Below are 19,433 nucleotides of genomic sequence, written 5' to 3'. Positions count from 1 at the left end.
ATGTCTAACTCTAAACAACCTCTGACCTATCCCACCGTTAGCAAAAGTGATCAAATAGATAATTATCACGGAACTGCGGTTACAGACCCTTACCGCGCCTTAGAAGACCCGGATACAGAAGAAACAAAAGCTTGGGTAGAGGCACAAAATCAAGTTACCTTTAGCTACTTAAATGAAATTTCTGCTAGGGAAAAAATCAAGCAGCGGTTGACCAAACTTTGGGATTATGAAAAATATGGAACTCCCTTTAAAGAAGGTGAAAGTTACTTTTATTTCAAAAATGATGGATTGCAAAATCAAAGTGTTCTTTATACTCTCCCAAACCTAGAAGCAGAACCAAGAGTATTACTTGACCCTAATCAACTTTCAGAAGATGGTACAGTTGCCCTTTCTGGAATTTCTATCAGTGAAAATGGTCAACTTTTAGCTTACGGTTTATCTAGTTCTGGTTCAGATTGGCAAGAATGGAAAATTAGAGATATTACCACAGGTGAAGATTTAGAAGATCATTTACAATGGATTAAATTTTCCGGTGCTGCTTGGACTCATGATCATCAAGGTTTTTTCTACAGTCGTTATGATGAACCCAATGAAAAAACTAAATTAGAAGCGGAAAATGCGGTCTTGGGGTTTCCCCAAGAGGAGCAATTTTCCAAGACAGATGTTAATTATTACCAAAAGCTTTATTATCACAAACTTGGTACACAGCAATCAGCAGACATTTTAATTTATCATCGTCCTGATGAAAAAGAATGGGGGTTTGGTGGTAGTGTCACCGAAGATGGCAAATATTTGATAATTTCAATCTGGCTAGGAACTGACTCCAAAAATTTGGTTTTCTACAAAGATTTAACAAATCCCCAGGCTGAAGTTATCGAACTAATTAACAAATTTGAAGCGGATTATAGCTTTATTGATAATGATGATAGTGTTTTCTACTTTCGCACAGATTTAAATGCCCCAAAAGGCAGAGTTATTGCCATTGATACTAAAAAACCAACTTCAGAAAATTGGCAAGAAATTATTCCCCAAGCTGTAGAAACATTAGAAAGTGCTGGTATTTTGAATAATCAATTTGTCGCTGATTATCTGCAAGATGCCCATAGCCAAATTAAGATATTTGATCTCAAAGGTAATTTTATTAGAGAAGTAGAATTACCTGGAATTGGTTCAGCCGGTGGATTTGGTGGTAAACGGCATGATACAGAAACATTTTATAATTTTACCAGTTTTACCACACCCGGAACTATTTACCGTTACGATATGAAAACGGGTAAAAGTGAAATTTTCCGTCAGCCAAAAGTAGATTTTAATGCTGATGAATATGAGACAAAACAGGTTTTTTATGAAAGTAAAGACGGAACGAAAGTGCCAATGTTTATTACCCACAAAAAAGGGATTAAATTAGATGGCAATAATCCCACTTATCTCTATGGATATGGTGGGTTTAATATTTCCTTAACCCCAAGTTTTTCCGTTAGTCTTTTAATCTGGCTAGAAATGGGGGGAGTTTATGCTGTTCCTAATTTGCGCGGTGGTGGTGAATATGGGGAAGAATGGCATCAAGCCGGAATGAAATTGCAAAAGCAAAATGTTTTTGATGATTTTATTACTGCGGCTGAATGGTTAATTTCTCATAATTACACTAAACCTGAAAAACTAGCCATTGGTGGAGGTAGTAACGGCGGTTTATTGGTGGGTACTTGTATGACACAACGCCCTGATTTATTTGGTGCAGCCTTACCCGCAGTCGGTGTTATGGATATGTTGCGTTTCCATAAATTTACCATTGGCTGGGCTTGGGTGGCTGAATATGGTTCTTCAGAAAATGCCGCCGAATTTGCCAATTTGTATGCTTATTCACCTTTGCATAATTTGAAGCCGGGAACAGCTTATCCAGCAACTTTAATTATTACCGCAGATCATGATGATCGTGTAGTTCCTGCCCATAGTTTTAAATTTGCTGCGGCTTTACAAGCAGCCCATAATGGTGATGCACCTGTATTAATTAGAATTGAAACAAAAGCGGGACATGGTGCAGGTAAACCAACGACGAAAATTATTGAAGAAGCGGCTGATAAGTGGGGTTTTTTGGTGTGCGTTTTGGAGGTTGAAGTTTAATTATCGGTGGATAAATGCACGATGATTCTCAACAACTGCTGATACAATATTTTTGCAAGCGCATCTTTTTGGTATCTGCACTCATATATATATATATATATATATGAGTGTGTGACTGCTGTAATATGAATTGATAGTCTGGTAGAATTTGACTTGGGTTTTGGGTGAAATGCTACTCTTACCTTGTGACGTCAGTAACCCAGCCTTAAAAGGACTGGGCTTGCAAGAGTAATCAAGCAAGCCGTGCTGACCAGACCACCCTGAGCAACTTGCCCTGAGCGAAGTCGAAGGGAGTCAAAGGGTAGCCGTTATTTGAGTCACGACACCCAGCGAATGCGTAGCTAGTTCCTGGCTCTGTCGCTTGTGATTAAACAGTTCTAAGGTCACTGGAACAGTGTTGCAAGCCTAACAAGCTCTAATAACTGGTCTAAGCTAACATTACCCCAGAAATGGGAGGCTCTTTGGAGCAAAACATTATGCGTACAGAGTTGAGAAATTTGAATCGGTAATTGTCCCGTTGAAAGTACATCACAAGAGTACCCCGAATTTCCCAACTCCAAGGCGGTAATGAAAAAGATTCAATGCGGTTAAAACCGCCCGTGTCGCTTCCCTCTCAGCACGCTTTGTGGCTGAGTTTCCCACTTACCGCGAGATCTTATGAATCAAGCTTTCAAATAAACTATGGTAATTGCCCATTACGAAATCCTGTTTGTCGAAGATTCCCCAGTAGATTGGTTATTATATAGCCGCTTTCTCAGTCAAGATAGTATGGCTACATATCATATCACTGAGGCTAAATCAGGATTAGAGGCATTAAAGCAAATAGCTCAAAATCAGCCAGACTTAATACTTCTAGACTATCAACTACAAGATATGAATGGGTTGGAATTTATCAACCTGTTGCAGTTGCAATTTGGTAGGATGCAAATTCCAGTAATTTTTCTAACAGGGACGGGAGACGAAGAGATTGCTGTGCAAGCAATGAAAAGCGGTGTTCAGGATTACATTGTTAAGAACAAAATCACGCCTGAAGGACTGTGCCGCGCCATTTGCACGGTGCTAGAGAAAACCCGCATGATCCAGAATATGCAGATGCAGGGGCAGCAACAACAGTTATTGGCAGAGATTGCCCTCCGCATTCATCAGTTCATTCGTTTAGAGGATATATTGCCAACAGCGGTGCAAGGGGTGCGGGAATTTCTCAAAGCTGATCGGGTGATCATATACCAGTTTGACCCTGAGATGAATGGCAAAATAGTCGCTGAGTCCGTTTTACCTGAATGGACAGCTTGCCTCAATAATCAAATTCAGGAAAATTGCTTTCGGGAAACTCAGGAAACTGCCTATTATGGCGGCAAAATTCGGGCAATTTCTGATATTTATGATGCTGGATTAACACCGTGCTATATCAACTTATTAGAGCAATTTCAAGTTAAATCTAGTATTGTCATGCCGATCTTGCTTAAGTATCAGCCACCGGCAGCAGAGGATGATTTTCCAGTTAGCTGTTTGCAAGATCAGCGCGTTTCTAAATCTTCTTTTCATATCCTTTGGGGCTTACTTATTGTTCACCAATGCAGCACAACTCGGCAGTGGCAGACCCAAGAACTCGATTTACTGCAAAAACTTTCTATACAACTTGCTATTGCTATTCAGCAAGGAGAACTCTATGAAAATCTGCAAAACCTCAATGCTTCACTAGAGAAAAAGGTACAGAAACGGACAGAGGAACTAGCAGCCAGTGAAAGTAAATATCGTGCCATCTTCAACCAAAGATTTCACTTTACAGGGCTACTTGACCTAGAAGGGATGGTATTGGAACTCAATCAAGCATCTTTGGAATTTACTGGGTTGGAAATGGCAGATTTGGTCAACACACCTATCTGGGAAGTTTATTGTTGGCAAATTTCCCAGGCAACTCAGGATCAGTTAAAGCAAGCGATCGCTCGTGCTGCCCAAGGTGAATTTATTTCCTACGAAGTAGAAGTGCAGGGAGCAAATAATCAAATTCTCACCATAGATTTCTCAATCCGACCCCTCAGAAATGATGTCGGTGAAGTAGTGATGCTGATTCCAGAGGGACGGGATATTACTCAAGCAAAGCGTAATGAAGCTAAACGGAAGCAAGCAGAAGCCATTTTAAAATTCCAATCTCAGATCCTCGAAGAAATTCACGATGTTGTCATCACTAAAGATATCAATGGCATTATTCAAAGTTGGAATCCGAGTGCAGAGAAATATTATGGCTACACTGCGGCAGAAATGATTGGCCAGAGTGTTAGTATTCTCTTTGTCGATCCACTTGAACTCCAAACAAACATCATGCCAACCCTATTGGCAAAGGGTCGCCATGAGGTAGAGGTGGCTACCTGTCGCTCGAAATCAGGAGATATTGTTTATATCAACTTGCGGCTTTCGGTCATCCGGGATAAGCATAGCAACATTACTCATATAGTTGGCTGCTCCAATGACATCACCAAACAGCAAGCTGCAATTAAAGAACGGGATTATCTGTTCCAACAAGAACAAGCGGCGCGAAAACAAGCAGAAACCGCTAACCGGATCAAAGATAACTTTTTGGCGGTTGTATCCCACGAATTGCGGACACCCCTTAGCCCCATAATCGGTTGGGCTAGTTTATTGAAACAAGAGAGATTACAACCAGAAGAAATGGCTAAAGCTGGGATCATTATTGAGCGCAATGCTAAATTACAGGTTGACTTAATAGATAATTTGCTGGATATGTCCAGTATGCTCAAGGGTGAAGACATTTTGAATATTTCTCCAGTTAATCTAGCTACTATAATTTCAGCAGTGGAAGAAAGGCTATATTTAGCAGCCCAAAATAGAAAAATTCAGATTCAAACTATTATTCAAACAAATACTGGCCTAGTTCATGGTGATGCAACCCGGTTGCAAAAAATTGTTTGGAATCTATTATCCAATGCTGTCAAATTTACACCTCATGGTGGGCAAATAGAAGTCAGGCTAGAGCGTGTTGACTTTCATGCTCAAATCACAGTCAGTGATACAGGCAAAGGTATCAGCCCAGAATTTTTACCCTACATATTTGATTACTTCCGTCAAGAAGATAGCTCAAATAGCAGAGAATTTGGCGGGTTAGGTTTGGGATTAGCAATGGTTCGCAATTTAGTAGAACTGCATGGTGGGACTATTCAAGCTGATAGTCCTGGTCTTGAACAGGGGACTACTTTTACCTTGAGACTACCACTAATCAAAGGGGTTTGCTGATAGCGTAGTGTGGCCTAAGCCATAAAAGTTTCCGAGTCAGGAAGAATCAAGAAGGAAGCTAAAAATCACTGAACTGTTAAGTTACCTAATTTTTTTAATTGGCTTTTTAGCAAAATAAGTGCTAATCATCCGTTATAGTTTGTCATAGGTTTTACAGATAGGCATCTGTTGCCTGCGACTTTTGTGAAAGTAAGATAATTAAACACATAATTCAGTAAAAAAAATGAAAAATCAGGGTTTTCACATTTCTCGTTTATCCTTGCAAACCAGCCTGACAGCTTTCTTAATAATTGCTGGTAGTTCTACTCTCATACCTAGTCAAGTTAACGCTGGTGCTACCCCAACATTAACAGCCCAAGCTCCAGCGAGTGCTACTGTCATTTACGTTAATTCAGCCACAGGACAAGATACCCCCGGTGCTGGAACTACAGCCGCACCCTATAAAACCATTACCTTTGCCCTTTCTAAAGCTCAACCAGGGACAGTAATTCAGGTTGCTCCTGGTAGCTATAGCAAAGATAGCGGTGAAACATTCCCCCTCGTCCTCAACTCAGGTGTGACACTTCAAGGTAATGAATCTAACAAAGGTGAAGGAACTTTAATTATCGGTGGTGGTTATTACACCAGTCGCACCTTTGCCAGACAGGATATTACACTGTTAGCAAACGATAGCACTATTATTACAGGTTTAACTTTTACCAACCCGAATTCACGGGGAACGGCTGTATGGGTAGAATCCAGTAATCCTGTGATCAAAAATAGTAGCTTTATTAACAGTGCCAGAGAAGGAATTTTTGTTACAGGTACAGGAAATCCCCAAATTGAAAATAACGTCTTTTTGAAAAACAAGGGCAACGGGATTTCTATTGCTAAGTCTGCCCAAGGTTCGGTTCGTGGCAACTTATTTCAGGATACTGGTTTTGGCCTAGCGATTGGTGGTGATTCCACACCTTTGTTAGAGTCTAATAACATTACTCAAAACACCGATGGTCTGTTTATATCAGAAAGTGCAAAACCCATACTCCGTAAAAATGCCATTCGCAGTAATAAACGAGATGGTGTAGTTGTCACAGTTAATGCTCTCCCTGACCTTGGTACTAATGAAAGTCCTGGTGGCAATCTTATCCGCGATAATGCTCGCTATGATTTGAATAATGCTACCAAAACTAATAGAATTTTAGCTGTTGGTAACGATATCAATCAGAAGCTTATTTTTGGGGCTGTAGATTTTGTAGCTGCTACCGTTGCTACTGGGCAGTTTAATGATGTACAAGAAGGTTACTGGGCAAAAGCTTACATTCAAGCCTTAGCTTCTCAAAATATTATTGCTGGGTTCCCCGACGGCAGTTTTAAGCCCAATGAACCTGTAACTCGCGCTCAATTTGCTGCCATTATCAATAAGGCTTTCAAGCCCTCTGCAACACGCACAGCGATTACTTTTAAAGATGTGAAAAGCAATTATTGGGCTTATAGCGCCATTCAAATTGCTTCTAGCAGTCCCTTCCTATCTGGTTATCCTGATTTAACTTTTAAACCAGAGCAACAAATTCCTAGAGTTCAAGCTTTAGTTGCTTTGGCTAATGGTTTGGGTTTAACTGCAAATACTCAGACTGTGATCAATTTTTATACTGATGCTGGTCAAATTCCTGATTATGCACTTGGTCCAGTGGCTGCCGCAACTTCACGGCAATTAGTCATTAACTATCCTACTGTTCAACAACTCGCTCCTGTGCGTCCAGCAACTAGAGCCGAAATTGCTGCATTTATCTATCAAGCCTTGGTTAATGCTGGCCGCGCTCAAGCAATTAATTCTCCATATCTGGTAACTGGTAAGTAGGTAGGGGTTTAGGGGAGAATATTTCCTCTTGCCTTTTGCCTCTCACTTGTTCTTTCTGTTTTCCCATTTCCAGAGAAACACCATTAACCCAATTACTCCTAGTTGGATTGCGAAATTGGGCGCTGCTTGTTCAATATCGCGTCCTGCTAGGAGTTGAAAAAAGAAGACGAATGCACCAATAAAACCAGAAGCACCGACGCTGATATAAATAAATTGCCGTAAACCCCGATAGGGTGCGGCTACTTCGGCTTTGAGGCGTTCATATTGTTGGGGTTTGAGATTTTTTGGAGAATTTTGTTCCATCATCAATAAATTATGTTATGATATTTGACTGTATACTGCCGATGTGGCTCAGGGGTAGAGCAACTGATTCGTAATCAGTAGGTCGTGAGTTCAAATCTCATCATCGGCTTTAAGTAATATAACAACTGTTAACGGGTAGATTCAGTGGCTACTAAGCTACAGTAAAGAGTAGTTTTGATCATACCTTCTTTAGTATAATTTAATAGGGTAAGAGCGATTCCTGCGGAGCGCTTCGCTATCGCCTCTTTGGATGAAGGTAAAACTGTGATTCCTGTGTGGTTAGATGTTATTTATCAAGAGTTAGCAAGTAAGTTGATACATTAGGATTTATATACTCAAAATCCTAATATATCACTGGCATTGAAGGAATCATTAACGTAACCTATATTGAACGTGCTATAAAAGAGGGACACACTGGAATTGTAAGTGAAGTAAAATATGTAGTGTTTTCGTGTGTTACTTAGGTCATCAGCTTCTGTGATAGCGAAGTTTGGTTTGTTAATTAAAATTTCAGGATAATACTTTAATAGCAGTTCTATCATAAAGTAGTATTTCTATTTATATGTATGATAGAATGTTGTTGTTTCTTCGGATTGAAAAATACTGTTTAAATTATGGATATCAGTTTAGAAGGAAGAGTCAATAACATTCCTTTACCAGAAAGCAAATCTTTGTTTCCTTTGTTTGAAGCAGTTATTAATTCTATTCATGCTATTGAAGATAGAAAAATTAGCAATGGATTTATTGACATTACTCTTATACGAGAAGATTATCAATCAGGGCTTATTGATCATGGAAATTTTGCTAAAGTAGTAGGATTGTCTGTTATTGATAATGGCATAGGATTTAATTCTGATAATTTTCAATCTTTTTCTACTTCTGACAGTTTATACAAGAAATCAAGAGGCTCAAAGGGTATTGGTAGATTTCTTTGGCTTAAAGCTTTTGCAGACATTCATATTGAAAGCATTTTTTCCAAAAATGGCTTTTATAAACGAAACTTAGAATTTAATTTTCAACATAACGGTGTTAAACAAATTTCCTGTATTTCTTTATCTGATGAAGATTGTCAAAATTTTACGAAGATTGATTTTTTAAATTTTTTACCTCCTTATAGAGATAATTTTCCACAAAAAGTTGAAACTATCGGAAGAAGGATTTTAGAGCATTGCATATCTTATTTTGTTTTAGGTAAAGCTCCTAGAATTAATGTAATTGATGGAAATAATAACTTTGATATAAATGATTATTTTTTCAAGTATTTAGAAGCTTTTTCTAATAGTTATTCTATAAATATTAAAAATAATGAATTTACTGTAACAGGAATTAAATATTATAATTCTTCCGATTTAAAACATACTCTTTATTATTGTGCTAATCATCGCACTGTAATTTCACACCAATTACACAAATTGATTCCAAATTTATTAGAAAATAGTAAGATAGAAGATTATGAAAATGGTAAGAAATTTGTTTATTTAGCTTTTGTTTCTAGTAAATTTTTTGATGAAAATGTAAATCAAGAAAGATTGGGATTTAATAACATTATTGAGGTTCACGAAGGTTTATCAGAACAATTAGGTTTAATTTCTTATCAAGAAATTCGTGAAAAATTAGTGACTTTGTTGTCTCAAGAGTTATCACCTTATTTAGAGAAAATTCAGGAAAATAAACTTCAAGAAATTCAAAAATATATTGTGCATGAAGCTATTCAGTATCGTCCATTACTGAAATATGCTAAAGAAGACTTGGCTTCGATTAAACCAGGTTTATCATCTGAAAAATTAGATACTGAATTGTATAAGATTAAATCACGCCTTGAATTATCTTTAAAACAACAATCTGAAGAAATACTAAGTGAGCCTATAGAAAATTTTGATAAATTTCCAATATATCGTCAAGAGTATCATAAATTTTTAGAAAAATATAATGATTTTGGCATTAATAAACTTGCTGAATATGTTGTTCATAGAAAAATTATAATTGAATTATTCACTAAGCATCTTGAGCGTAATGATGAAAATAGATATTCTTTGGAGAGTGAAATTCATGAAATTATATTTCCTATGAGAGCTACCTCAGATGATATAAATTCTTTTCAAAAACAAAATCTTTGGATTATAGATGAAAGATTATCTTATCATTATCATTTGTCATCTGATATTCCTTTAAATAAATTACCAGATCCTCTTAGAGTTGATAGCTCAAGCAGACCAGATATTATTATTTTTAATAATCCCATTCTTCTTGTTGATACTCAAAACACTCCTTATTCTTCTATAACAATAGTAGAATTTAAAAGACCTATGAGAAAAGATTATGATAAAGAAGATGAAAATCCTATATCTCAGGTCTCTTCTTATATTTCTAAAATAAGGGCTAATAATTTAGAAGACAGAAATGGCAGATTAATTCGTGTGACTCCAACAACACCTTTTTATGTCTATGTTATTTGCGATTTAACAAGTAATGTCAGAGATATTTTAGAAAATACTTTTGGTTACATTATAACTCCTGATCAAGATGGATATTTTAACTTTAATAAAAATACAAATGCTTATATTGAAGTTTTATCATTTGATAAAGTTATCAAAGATGCAAAATTGCGTAATAAGATTTTATTTGATAAACTTGGCATTTAATATTTATGATTCTACCGCTCCCCTTGTGATTAAATATCACTGTTAGATGTCCAAAACCCTTGCTATATGACGACGCTTGCCCACAATTATATTCTATAACTCTCTTTTACCCAACTACCTAATTACTATATCTTTAATTCCCTGAAATATCAATTTATTTTCCACAATTAATCGGTTTGCTATATCTGGAAATTGTTGATAAAGATAGTTTTTCAATAAATTACTATCACCACCAGTCATCACAATCTGACTATCAGGAAATAACTGCCACCAAGCCTCAATAAAATCCTTTATCCCACTTAATAAAATGTAAATTACTCCACTTTGAATTGCGTCTGATGTATTCATGGCAAAACGTGGCGGTAAAGATGTCATTAAACCAGTTTCTAATAATGGTAATTGTCCGGTTTTTTGTCCTAAACTGGCAAATTGTAACCCCAAACCTGGTAAAATTGCCCCACCAACCAAGCATTGATGATTGTCTGCACCTGTAAAAGTCAACGCTGTACCGGCATCAATTACTAATGTGGGAAATCCCAATAGTTTTCCCGCACCCCATACAGCCAAAGCCCTATCAATTCCTAGTGTGGGATACATTCCCCCTAATGGTACATCTTCCAAGGTAATCAGGCGCAGATGGGGGTAAATTTGCCACAGTGCGGTTTGACAGGGAACAACAGAAGCGAGAATCAGAGGAATAGGATAATCTGGGATAATGGGAAGATTGCTAGGTAAAGAAATAGCTGTCAGCCAATTATCTAAAGTTGGATATTGAGCTAATTGTTGGATAATAGATGCAGATAGATGAAATGTGTCCCCAGTTGAGTATAGGGTTTTATCTATGAATAATGCCCAATGGAGACGGGAATTACCGACCATTAGGGCTATAGAAAGATGATGTTGGTCTTTTGAGGAGGGATAATTATTCACAGTTTTGATTTTCTTAACTGAGGTATATGTTTTTTAATAAAAATTAATATTCAACCCGTGCCACAATAAGAGAAAGGCATAAATACTCAATTTATTCAAGAGGGGCGTTATGGTATTGCTCACCGATAAACTAGAAAAGCGTCTAACTATAAATACTGTAGAGATTAGTGAAGATACTACCGCAATTCGGTCATTAGATTGGGACCGCGATCGCTTTGATATTGAATTTGGCTTACAAAATGGTACAACCTACAACTCTTTTCTGATTCGGGGGGAAAAAATCGCCCTAGTTGATACTTCCCATGAAAAATTCCGCCAACTTTATTTTGATACTCTCACGGGTTTAATTAATCCCCAAGATATTGATTATTTAATTGTTAGTCACACTGAACCAGATCACAGCGGTTTAGTAAAAGACCTGTTGCAACTCGCTCCTAATATTACTGTAGTTGCGTCAAAAGTGGCAATTCAGTTTTTGGAAGACATGGTACATCAACCATTTAACCGCAAAATTGTCAAAAATGGCGATCGCTTAGATTTAGGAAATGGCCATGAATTTGAATTTGTCATTGCTCCTAATTTACACTGGCCGGATACCATTTTCAGCTTTGACCACAAAACCCAAATTCTCTATACCTGCGATGCCTTTGGCTTACATTACTGCTCAGAAAGTACCTTTGATGACGATTTAGCAGCAATAGAAGCCGATTTCCAATATTACTACGAATGTTTAATGGAACCAAATGCCCGTTCTGTGCTGTCTGCAATGAAACGCATGGAACAATTGAAAACCATTCGCATGATTGCCACCGGACATGGACCATTGTTATATCATAATGTTGAAGAATTAACAGAACGCTATCGGAATTGGAGTCAAGGACAAACCAAAGCGGAAACCCCTGTAGGCATATTTTACGTCTCCGAGTACGGTTTTGGCGATCGCATTGCCCAGTCTATTGCTAATGGGATTACAAAAACCGGTCTTGCTGTCGAAATAGTAGATTTAGCCAGCGTCAGCGAATTACAAGAATTGCGCGAATTAGTAGGACGTTGTACCGGTTTGGTTGTAGGAATGCCTCCAGCATCAAGCAATCCTAACATTCAAGCTGCACTTAGCACCGTTTTAGGTTCTGCCAAAGAAAAACAAGCAATTGGCATTTTTGAAACCGGTGGAGGAGATGATGAACCCACCTATCCGTTGTTAAATAAATTCCGGGCTTTAGGCTTAAATGTCGCTTTCCCCGTCCTGGAAATTCGGGAAACACCCACAGCCAACATCTACAAAAAGTGTGAAGAAGCTGGTACAGACTTAGGACAATGGCTGACAAGAGACAAAAGTATCAAAGCCATGAAATCCCTTGCGGCTGACTTAGATAAAGCTTTGGGAAGAATTAGCGGTGGTTTATATATCATCACAGCCAAAAAATCCGACGTATCCAGCGCCATGTTAGCCTCCTGGGTAAGTCAAGCCAGCTTTAAACCCTTGGGCTTTTCCATCGCAGTCGCTAAAGATCGGGCGATAGAATCACTCATGCAAGTAGGCGATCGCTTCGTTCTTAACGTACTCGAAGAAGGCAACTATCAACCATTAATGAAACACTTCTTAAAAAGATTTGCCCCTGGTGCAGATCGTTTTGAAGGAGTCCGAACCCAAGCTGCTGAAAATGGCGCACCCATTCTCACAGATGCCCTAGCATACATAGAATGTGAAGTCGTCAGCCGCATGGATTGTGGCGATCATTGGGCAGTATACAGCACAGCCTACGCCGGTAGAGTATCCAATCCCGATGCCATGACCGCAGTACACCACCGCAAAGTAGGAAACCATTATTAAACAATTCAAATTAGACCTTGATTCTTTGCGCCTTTGCGCCTTTGCGTGAGACTACATACATGAAAACTAAACCCCGTGACGTACAAATATTGCCCATTGGTACAGATACCATCGTATTGCGATCGCGCAGTTGGGCAAGATTAAGATTTGAAATTGAATATGCTTTAGCCAAGGGAACAACGGCTAACTCTTATCTCATCCAAGGCGATAAAAATGCCCTTGTTGACCCCCCTGGCGAAACTTTTACCGAAATTTACCTCGCAGCCTTACAACAGCGGTTTGATGTCAAAACTCTCGATTATGTAATCCTGGGTCATATTAACCCCAACCGCGCCGCAACATTAAAAGCATTACTGGAAATTGCCCCCCAAATTACCTTTGTTTGTTCCAACCCAGGGGCGATAAATTTACGCGCTGCATTGGAAAAAGAAGATTTACCAATTCTGATTATGCGGGGGGAAGATACCCTAGACTTAGGCAAAGGACATCATTTACAATTTATTCCCACACCTAACCCCCGTTACGCTGACGAACTTTGTACCTGGGACCCACAAACAGAAATTTTGTTTTCTGATAAATTATTTGGAGCGCATATTTGCTCAGATCAGGTTTTTGATGAAGGTTGGGAAGTCTTTAACGAAGATAGACGCTATTATTTTGACTGTTTAATGGCACCCCACGCCAAACAAATCGAAACAGCTTTAGACAAATTGGCAGATTTGCCGGTGCGAATGTACGCGACTGGTCATGGGCCAATGGTGCGCTATGGTTTAATTGATATTACCAAAGGCTATCGGGAATGGACTAAACAGCAAACTTCCGCTGATATGACAGTGGCTTTAATTTACGCTTCTGCCTATGGCAATACTGCAACTTTAGCACAGGCGATCGCTCGCGGCATTACAAAAGCCGGTGTCAGTGTCGAGGCGATTAACTGCGAATTTACTGAACCTGAAGAAATCAAAGCCGCTATTGAAAAATCCGCCGGTTTCGTCATAGGTTCTCCCACTTTAGGTGGACACGCACCCACCCCAGTGCAAACAGCTTTAGGAATTGTCCTCTCTACTGCGACTAACAATAAATTAGCTGGTGTATTTGGTTCTTTTGGTTGGAGTGGAGAAGCTGTTGATTTAATTGAAAGCAAACTCAAAGACGCAGGATACAGATTTGGTTTTGACACCATTCGCGTTAAATTCAAACCCAATGAAGTTACCTTACAAACCTGCGAAGAAGCCGGCACTGATTTCGCCCAAGCATTGAAACGCGCCGCGAAAAAATCAGTTGTCGCTAAACAACCTGCAAGTAATGTAGAACAAGCAGTAGGGCGGATTGTTGGTTCTATATGTGTGGTTACAGCAACCCAAGGTGAAGTGAAAACGGGAATGTTAGCCTCTTGGGTAACACAAGCCAGTTTTAATCCTCCTGGTTTAACCATTGCGGTAGCTAAAGACCGGGCTATGGAAATTATGACCTACAGTGGTAATAAATTTGTAGTCAATATCTTGGCGGAAGGGAAGGAAATTCGTAAGCAATTTATGAAAGTTTACGCCCCCGGACAAGATAGATTTGCAGGTTTAGACACTCAAGAAGCCAATAATGGCGGAATTATTCTCAATGGTGCTTTAGCGTATTTAGAATGTTCTGTCCAAAGTCGCATGGAAGCTGGTGATCATTGGTTGGTTTATGCCACAGTTGATGATGGTAAAGTCTTAAATCAAGATGCTGTCACAGCCGTACATTATCGCAAATCCGCCAGTTATTATTAAACAGTAGGGTGGGCATTGCCCACCTAAATGTACAGTTTAATTAATATTACCGGCTTTAAAAATTTGTTCCGCAGTCAACTTTAATTCTGGGAAAATTGATGATACTATCAATTCACTACCTGTAAATTGACTAACTTGGTATTCTCCATCTATCAGTTGATGAATAGAAATAGTTGGTTGTTTAGGACTACCAATAAACCTTTTACTTCCCAGTGCTAAATAATCCACAATCCAATATTCAGGAATACCTAATCTTTCGTAATCTCCGAGCTTTTTATAATAATCATCTTGCCAATTTGTACTAACAATTTCAATAACTAAAGGAATAGAATCAGGTTCAGAAATTACTGCTGATTTTCTCCAGTTTGGGTCAGTTGCTAGAATGTTTCTATTGATTACTAACACATCGGGTAAATAGCTGGATTCGCTTCCTGGTGTTTTAACAAAAGTGGTTTTTGGGATTCCATAAGGTAAATTCAACCGTAAATACTCAGCCGTGATTCTCTCAGCTAAAAAACAAATAATATCCTCATGAAAACCTACTGGTGGATTCATTTCAACAATTACTCCATCATGTAATTCATAGCGTCCCCTATCAGGTAGCCATTCTATAAATTCTGCAAAAGTTACTATTTTTGGTAAGGCTTGAAGCATAATTTACCTACCTTTGTAAATTCAAAATCATTCAAATTGCAGCGACTCTTAGAGGGAAGGATAGTTATAAGCGAGTATAAATAAGTCTAATCTCATTATTTAGTTATATATGCACAACCACTAAAATTTGACCAAAAGCATCTATTTTACATATTTAACCATGTTTTATTTTAGTTATTTTACTTGTTTTAGAATGGAATTAAAACAGACATACTGCTTGTTCCCAGACTCCGGCTGGGAATGCCTACCAGGAGGCTCTGCCTCCAATCCCAGAATACAAGCCACTTTACCCGATTTTGTGCTGGTAGTTGAGGCAGAGCCTCATCAACTGCATTCCTAGTCAGAGACTAGGAACGAGGAAAAACGAGAAAAAATATTTCACTTTTATATAATAAGTCTGCTATTATAATAAGAGTAAGATAAAAAAAGGGTAGACCTCTATCAGAGCAGTCCACCCACGGCAAGGTTATTCTTGATACAGCAAACAACATGATACTGATGTTTCTTGCACAAACATCACATTATTGTGTAACTGTATATTTTGAATTTACTTCAGTTTTAACTGAGTAACAACAGATTCTACAGTTTTAGCCGTTGAATCCGTGTATTTGGCTGTAAAAGCTAGGCTTATAAAACTAATAGCTATTAAAGCCAAACAAAGCAGGACAAAAACATAGTTCATAAATACCTTCTTTTGTCTTGTGTAATTTGATATTCAATTTTAACATCATCCATCAACCTTGGATGATGGATTTGCTGTTTATACAGCATTTCATTAGTTATTATAACCTAACACTTCAGTAAATTTTTAATTTTACTAAGAAAAATTTTCTACTTTTGAAAACATCATTTCATTAGAACAAATGTACTAATTCAGTGTTAATGAATACAGTTACCTTAAACCTAGATCCAGTTATTCACCTGACAGATGAACAGTTTTACCAACTCTGTATGGCGAATAAAGATGTCAGCTTAGAACTAAATGCACAAGGAGAATTAATTATTGTGCCACCAGTAGGGGGAGAAAGCGGCCGTAGTGAAGCGGATTTAATTTTTAAAGTAGGTACTTGGAATTACCAAACCAAATTAGGAATAGTATTTAGTTCTTCAACCATTTTCCGACTTCCCAATGGTGCAAAACGTTCACCTGATGTTGCTTGGATAAAATTAGCACGCTGGGAAGTATTGACTGTTGAAGAACGGGAAAAATTTCCCCCACTTACACCTGATTTTATAATTGAACTCAGATCAAAAACAGACAGATTGAAAACCCTGCAAGAAAAATGCACCGAATATATAGATAATGGTTTGCGTTTGGGTTGGTTAATTAATCCTCAAGACAAACAAGTAGAAATTTACCGACTCGGAAAACCTGTGGAAATTCTTCAAATTCCCGTATTACTTTCTGGAGAAGACGTATTACCAGGATTTGAGTTGCAAATTTAAAACCCACATTCAGGTATCTAAAAACCAGAAATAATTCAGAATGATCTTCAACCTTAAAAAATATTTTTTCGAGAAAAGCAACGTTTATTTTTAAGATGAAAAGTAACAATCTATTAACTGTATTTATTTGTTACCGATAATTTTCTACAATAATTAAAAAGACTTTTATAAAAGGTGTAAGTAAAGAAATGTCTAAAACTGTTGCTGACGTAATGAGTAGTGATCCTATCCTCGTCCGTCCGGAAACTCCCTTAAAAGAAGCTATCCAAATTATAGCTGAAAAACGAATTAGCGGTTTACCTGTAATTGATGACGCAGGTAAATTATTAGGGATTATCTCAGAAACAGACTTGATGTGGCAAGAAACTGGTGTAACTCCACCTGCATATATCATGATTTTGGATAGTGTGATTTATTTACAAAATCCTGGTGCTTATGAACGGGATTTACATAAGGCTTTAGGACAAACCGTAGGGGAAGTTATGAGTAAAAATCCCCTGACTATTTCTCCCGATAAACCATTGAGAGAAGCAGCAAAATTGATACAAGATCATAAAGTTCACCGTCTCCCCGTACTTGACAGTGTGGGTAAGGTAATTGGTATTCTGACTCGTGGTGATATTATTCGCAGTATGGCTGCTGAGTAGGGACTGGGGACTGGGAAGATGAGGGAAAAAAGTTTTATTAATTCCCATTTCCCATTTCCCAATCACCAATTTCCATTTTCAAAATTTAGGATAATTAAATGAGTGTTTCTGCTGATAGTATAAAAAAGTTACTTAGTTCTGAAAATTTGGGTGATCGTTTGCGTGCAGTTAATCAAATTCGGGAACTAGAGCCGCAAATTGGTTTAGAATTGGTACAGATTGCCATTGGTGATAAAAGTGCGCGTGTGCGTTATTCTGCGGTGAGTCAAATGGATACCCTGGGAACACAGGATTTACCATTATCTTTGAAGATATTACGGGACTTACTTCATGATCCTGAAGCAGATGTCCAATCCGCAGCAGCCGACTGTTTAGGTGCGCTGAAATTACATGATGCTTTTGAAGATTTAGAACAGCTTTACCAGGAAACACCAGAATGGTTAGTACAGTTTAGCATTATTGCGACATTGGGAGAATTAGGAGATCCGCGCGGTTTTGAATTACTGACACAAGCACTGGCTTCAGATAATGGCTTAATTCAAACTGCGGCCATTAGTTCTTTCGGTGAGTTAGGAGATCCACAAGCAGTTCCTCTCTTAGTTCCATACAGCACTAATCCAGATTGGCAAGTACGTTATAGAGTGGTGCAAGCTTTAACTCGTTTAAATAGTGATGATGCTAAATCTATTTTAGCAACTTTGGTGAATGACGAAGTAGAAGCGATCGCCAATGAAGCTAAAAAATCCTTGCAGTTAGCTTAATTTCACCTTTCTGATCCTGGCAAATATTCTGAAGTACAGGACTAATATGCAAGTTGCTTAATCCCCATTCTATGTAAAGTTGCACAAAATAAAGAAATTGATTGTCCGAGAAGTTCTGTAAATACCGAATAGATTTTAGGGATACGGGCTGGCTGTGTCCCTATTTTCTGGTAAATTGGAATAAGAACTCTAAATTTACCTGAATGTGTTGTATAGCAAGGGGTTTAACTAATTTATCTTTACCGGGTCTGGGGAACAAAATATTTCTAATATGAAGTTTTCATGAAGAACAGTATTCCTTTTTTAAAGATTCTGTAAATTATCCTCATGTCATATTTACTTAGGTAAATATCCGGTTTATAATGTAGTAGTAAAGATAAAGAGGCAAAAAAACATAAAAGCCTCAACTTGTAATACTTAAAACAATAGCAATATAAAGACATGAGAAAATTTAACTCCCTAGCAGCAACATTTGCAGCATCAGTTGTCGGTTTAAGTATCATCGGTACTGTATCCCAAGCTCAAGCTGCTTCCATCGTTCCATCTACCGAAGGTGAAGTTAAACTAACAAACCTTACTTGTTTTACTGCTACTTGTGTAGCACCCTCTGGTTACACTGTCAAAAGTCACACATTAAGTGGTGTTTACGGTAAAAGTTATTTGTTCGTTGATAAAACAGGTGCTAACACCTACAACGGTGTGGGTGCTGGCAATCTTGGCTTTAGTATTAATTTCGATGCTAATGACATAGGAACAAATAACTCTAATAACGATACCTGGTTTCGTCCCGTAGCTAGAGAGACAAATGGCACTTTCCCTGAAGACGGTCAATTTGAGTATGGTATATTCACTTTCACATTTGACAACATCCTTGATACCTTAAAGCTCAGTTTCTTAGACACAGAAAAACCGGGAACCTCAGTTTTAGAGGTAAATGGTGTTGCATATGCTAACGGAAATATTGCTGCTGGGCCTAATGACAATATCCAATTATTGTCCCTAACCAATGTCAAGTCATTCAAAGTGAAATTGGGCAGCAGCACAGGTACATCTAAAGATGGTGTACTTCTGCAAGCATCAGTACCTGAACCTACAAATGTTTTAGGTTTGAGCGCTTTAGGTGTAGCTGGTGTATTTGCTTTACGTAAAGGCAAAAAAGCTTCAATAGTAGCTTAATATTCTCAAAAATAAATTAATAATGAATTGAGTAGAAACAGTAAATCCTTGATTGAAATGAGGA

The 19,433-nt window shown here is 38.0% G+C and carries 13 protein-coding genes and 1 tRNA gene; 11 read left to right on the top strand and 3 right to left on the bottom strand.

Annotated elements, in window-relative coordinates:
* From FJR11_RS16835 to FJR11_RS16825, 3 genes are all read left to right on the top strand, one after another.
* Positions 1-2,121 carry a prolyl oligopeptidase family protein gene (locus FJR11_RS16835; RefSeq protein ID WP_168505716.1) on the top strand — a complete coding sequence of 707 codons (2,121 nt, stop codon included), beginning with the start codon at positions 1-3 and terminating at the stop codon, positions 2,119-2,121.
* A 681-nt stretch (positions 2,122-2,802) separates the two neighbouring features.
* Entirely contained in the window at positions 2,803-5,373 is a 2,571-nt protein-coding gene (locus FJR11_RS16830) for a PAS domain S-box protein (protein ID WP_168505714.1), read from the top strand.
* A gap of 223 nt (positions 5,374-5,596) precedes the next feature.
* On the top strand, positions 5,597-7,210 hold the full coding sequence (locus FJR11_RS16825; RefSeq protein ID WP_168505712.1) for a DUF1565 domain-containing protein: 1,614 nt from the start codon (positions 5,597-5,599) through the stop codon (positions 7,208-7,210).
* A 42-nt stretch (positions 7,211-7,252) separates the two neighbouring features.
* Here FJR11_RS16825 and FJR11_RS16820 read toward each other — a convergent pair whose 3' ends face one another.
* Positions 7,253-7,516 carry a DUF3493 domain-containing protein gene (locus FJR11_RS16820; protein ID WP_168505710.1) on the bottom strand — a complete coding sequence of 88 codons (264 nt, stop codon included), beginning with the start codon at positions 7,514-7,516 and terminating at the stop codon, positions 7,253-7,255.
* Between the two features lie 34 nt (positions 7,517-7,550).
* Between FJR11_RS16820 and FJR11_RS16815 the strand changes: the two genes are divergently transcribed.
* Positions 7,551-7,622: transfer RNA gene (locus FJR11_RS16815), tRNA-Thr, on the top strand.
* 505 nt (positions 7,623-8,127) lie between these two features.
* Positions 8,128-10,155, top strand: coding sequence for an ATP-binding protein (locus FJR11_RS16810; RefSeq protein ID WP_168505708.1), 2,028 nt, complete (start codon positions 8,128-8,130; stop codon positions 10,153-10,155).
* Positions 10,156-10,269: 114 nt separating this feature from the next.
* Here the strand turns inward: FJR11_RS16810 and FJR11_RS16805 are convergent, their stop codons facing one another.
* Positions 10,270-11,085 carry a pantothenate kinase gene (locus tag FJR11_RS16805; protein WP_371417563.1) on the bottom strand — a complete coding sequence of 272 codons (816 nt, stop codon included), beginning with the start codon at positions 11,083-11,085 and terminating at the stop codon, positions 10,270-10,272.
* A gap of 109 nt (positions 11,086-11,194) precedes the next feature.
* Between FJR11_RS16805 and FJR11_RS16800 the strand changes: the two genes are divergently transcribed.
* Together FJR11_RS16800 and FJR11_RS16795 are read left to right on the top strand one after the other, a co-directional pair.
* A complete protein-coding gene (locus FJR11_RS16800) occupies positions 11,195-12,919 on the top strand; it encodes a diflavin flavoprotein (protein ID WP_168505706.1) in 1,725 nt (574 codons plus the stop codon).
* A 59-nt stretch (positions 12,920-12,978) separates the two neighbouring features.
* Complete coding sequence (locus FJR11_RS16795; RefSeq protein WP_168505704.1) at positions 12,979-14,685, top strand: diflavin flavoprotein; 1,707 nt, start codon at positions 12,979-12,981, stop codon at positions 14,683-14,685.
* 36 nt (positions 14,686-14,721) lie between these two features.
* Here FJR11_RS16795 and FJR11_RS16790 read toward each other — a convergent pair whose 3' ends face one another.
* Positions 14,722-15,339, bottom strand: coding sequence for a Uma2 family endonuclease (locus FJR11_RS16790; RefSeq protein WP_168505702.1), 618 nt, complete (start codon positions 15,337-15,339; stop codon positions 14,722-14,724).
* Between the two features lie 882 nt (positions 15,340-16,221).
* On the opposite strand from FJR11_RS16790, the gene FJR11_RS16785 reads away from it, so the two are divergent.
* From FJR11_RS16785 to FJR11_RS16770, 4 genes are all read left to right on the top strand, one after another.
* Positions 16,222-16,785 (top strand): Uma2 family endonuclease, encoded by a 564-nt coding sequence (locus tag FJR11_RS16785; protein ID WP_168505700.1) that lies wholly within the window; start codon positions 16,222-16,224, stop codon positions 16,783-16,785.
* A 188-nt stretch (positions 16,786-16,973) separates the two neighbouring features.
* Entirely contained in the window at positions 16,974-17,432 is a 459-nt protein-coding gene (locus FJR11_RS16780) for a CBS domain-containing protein (RefSeq protein ID WP_168505698.1), read from the top strand.
* Positions 17,433-17,530: 98 nt separating this feature from the next.
* Positions 17,531-18,193 carry a phycobilisome degradation protein NblB gene (nblB, locus tag FJR11_RS16775; RefSeq protein ID WP_168505696.1) on the top strand — a complete coding sequence of 221 codons (663 nt, stop codon included), beginning with the start codon at positions 17,531-17,533 and terminating at the stop codon, positions 18,191-18,193.
* A gap of 441 nt (positions 18,194-18,634) precedes the next feature.
* A complete protein-coding gene (locus tag FJR11_RS16770) occupies positions 18,635-19,369 on the top strand; it encodes an LEVG family PEP-CTERM protein (protein WP_168505694.1) in 735 nt (244 codons plus the stop codon).
* Positions 19,370-19,433 lie beyond the last annotated feature (64 nt).

It is taken from the genome of Anabaena sp. UHCC 0187 (assembly GCF_009712035.1).
In the GTDB taxonomy this organism is placed as follows: Bacteria; Cyanobacteriota; Cyanobacteriia; order Cyanobacteriales; family Nostocaceae; genus Dolichospermum.
The sequence above is the reverse complement of the archived record's forward strand: the minus strand, read 5'-3'. Positions and strand labels throughout refer to the sequence as shown.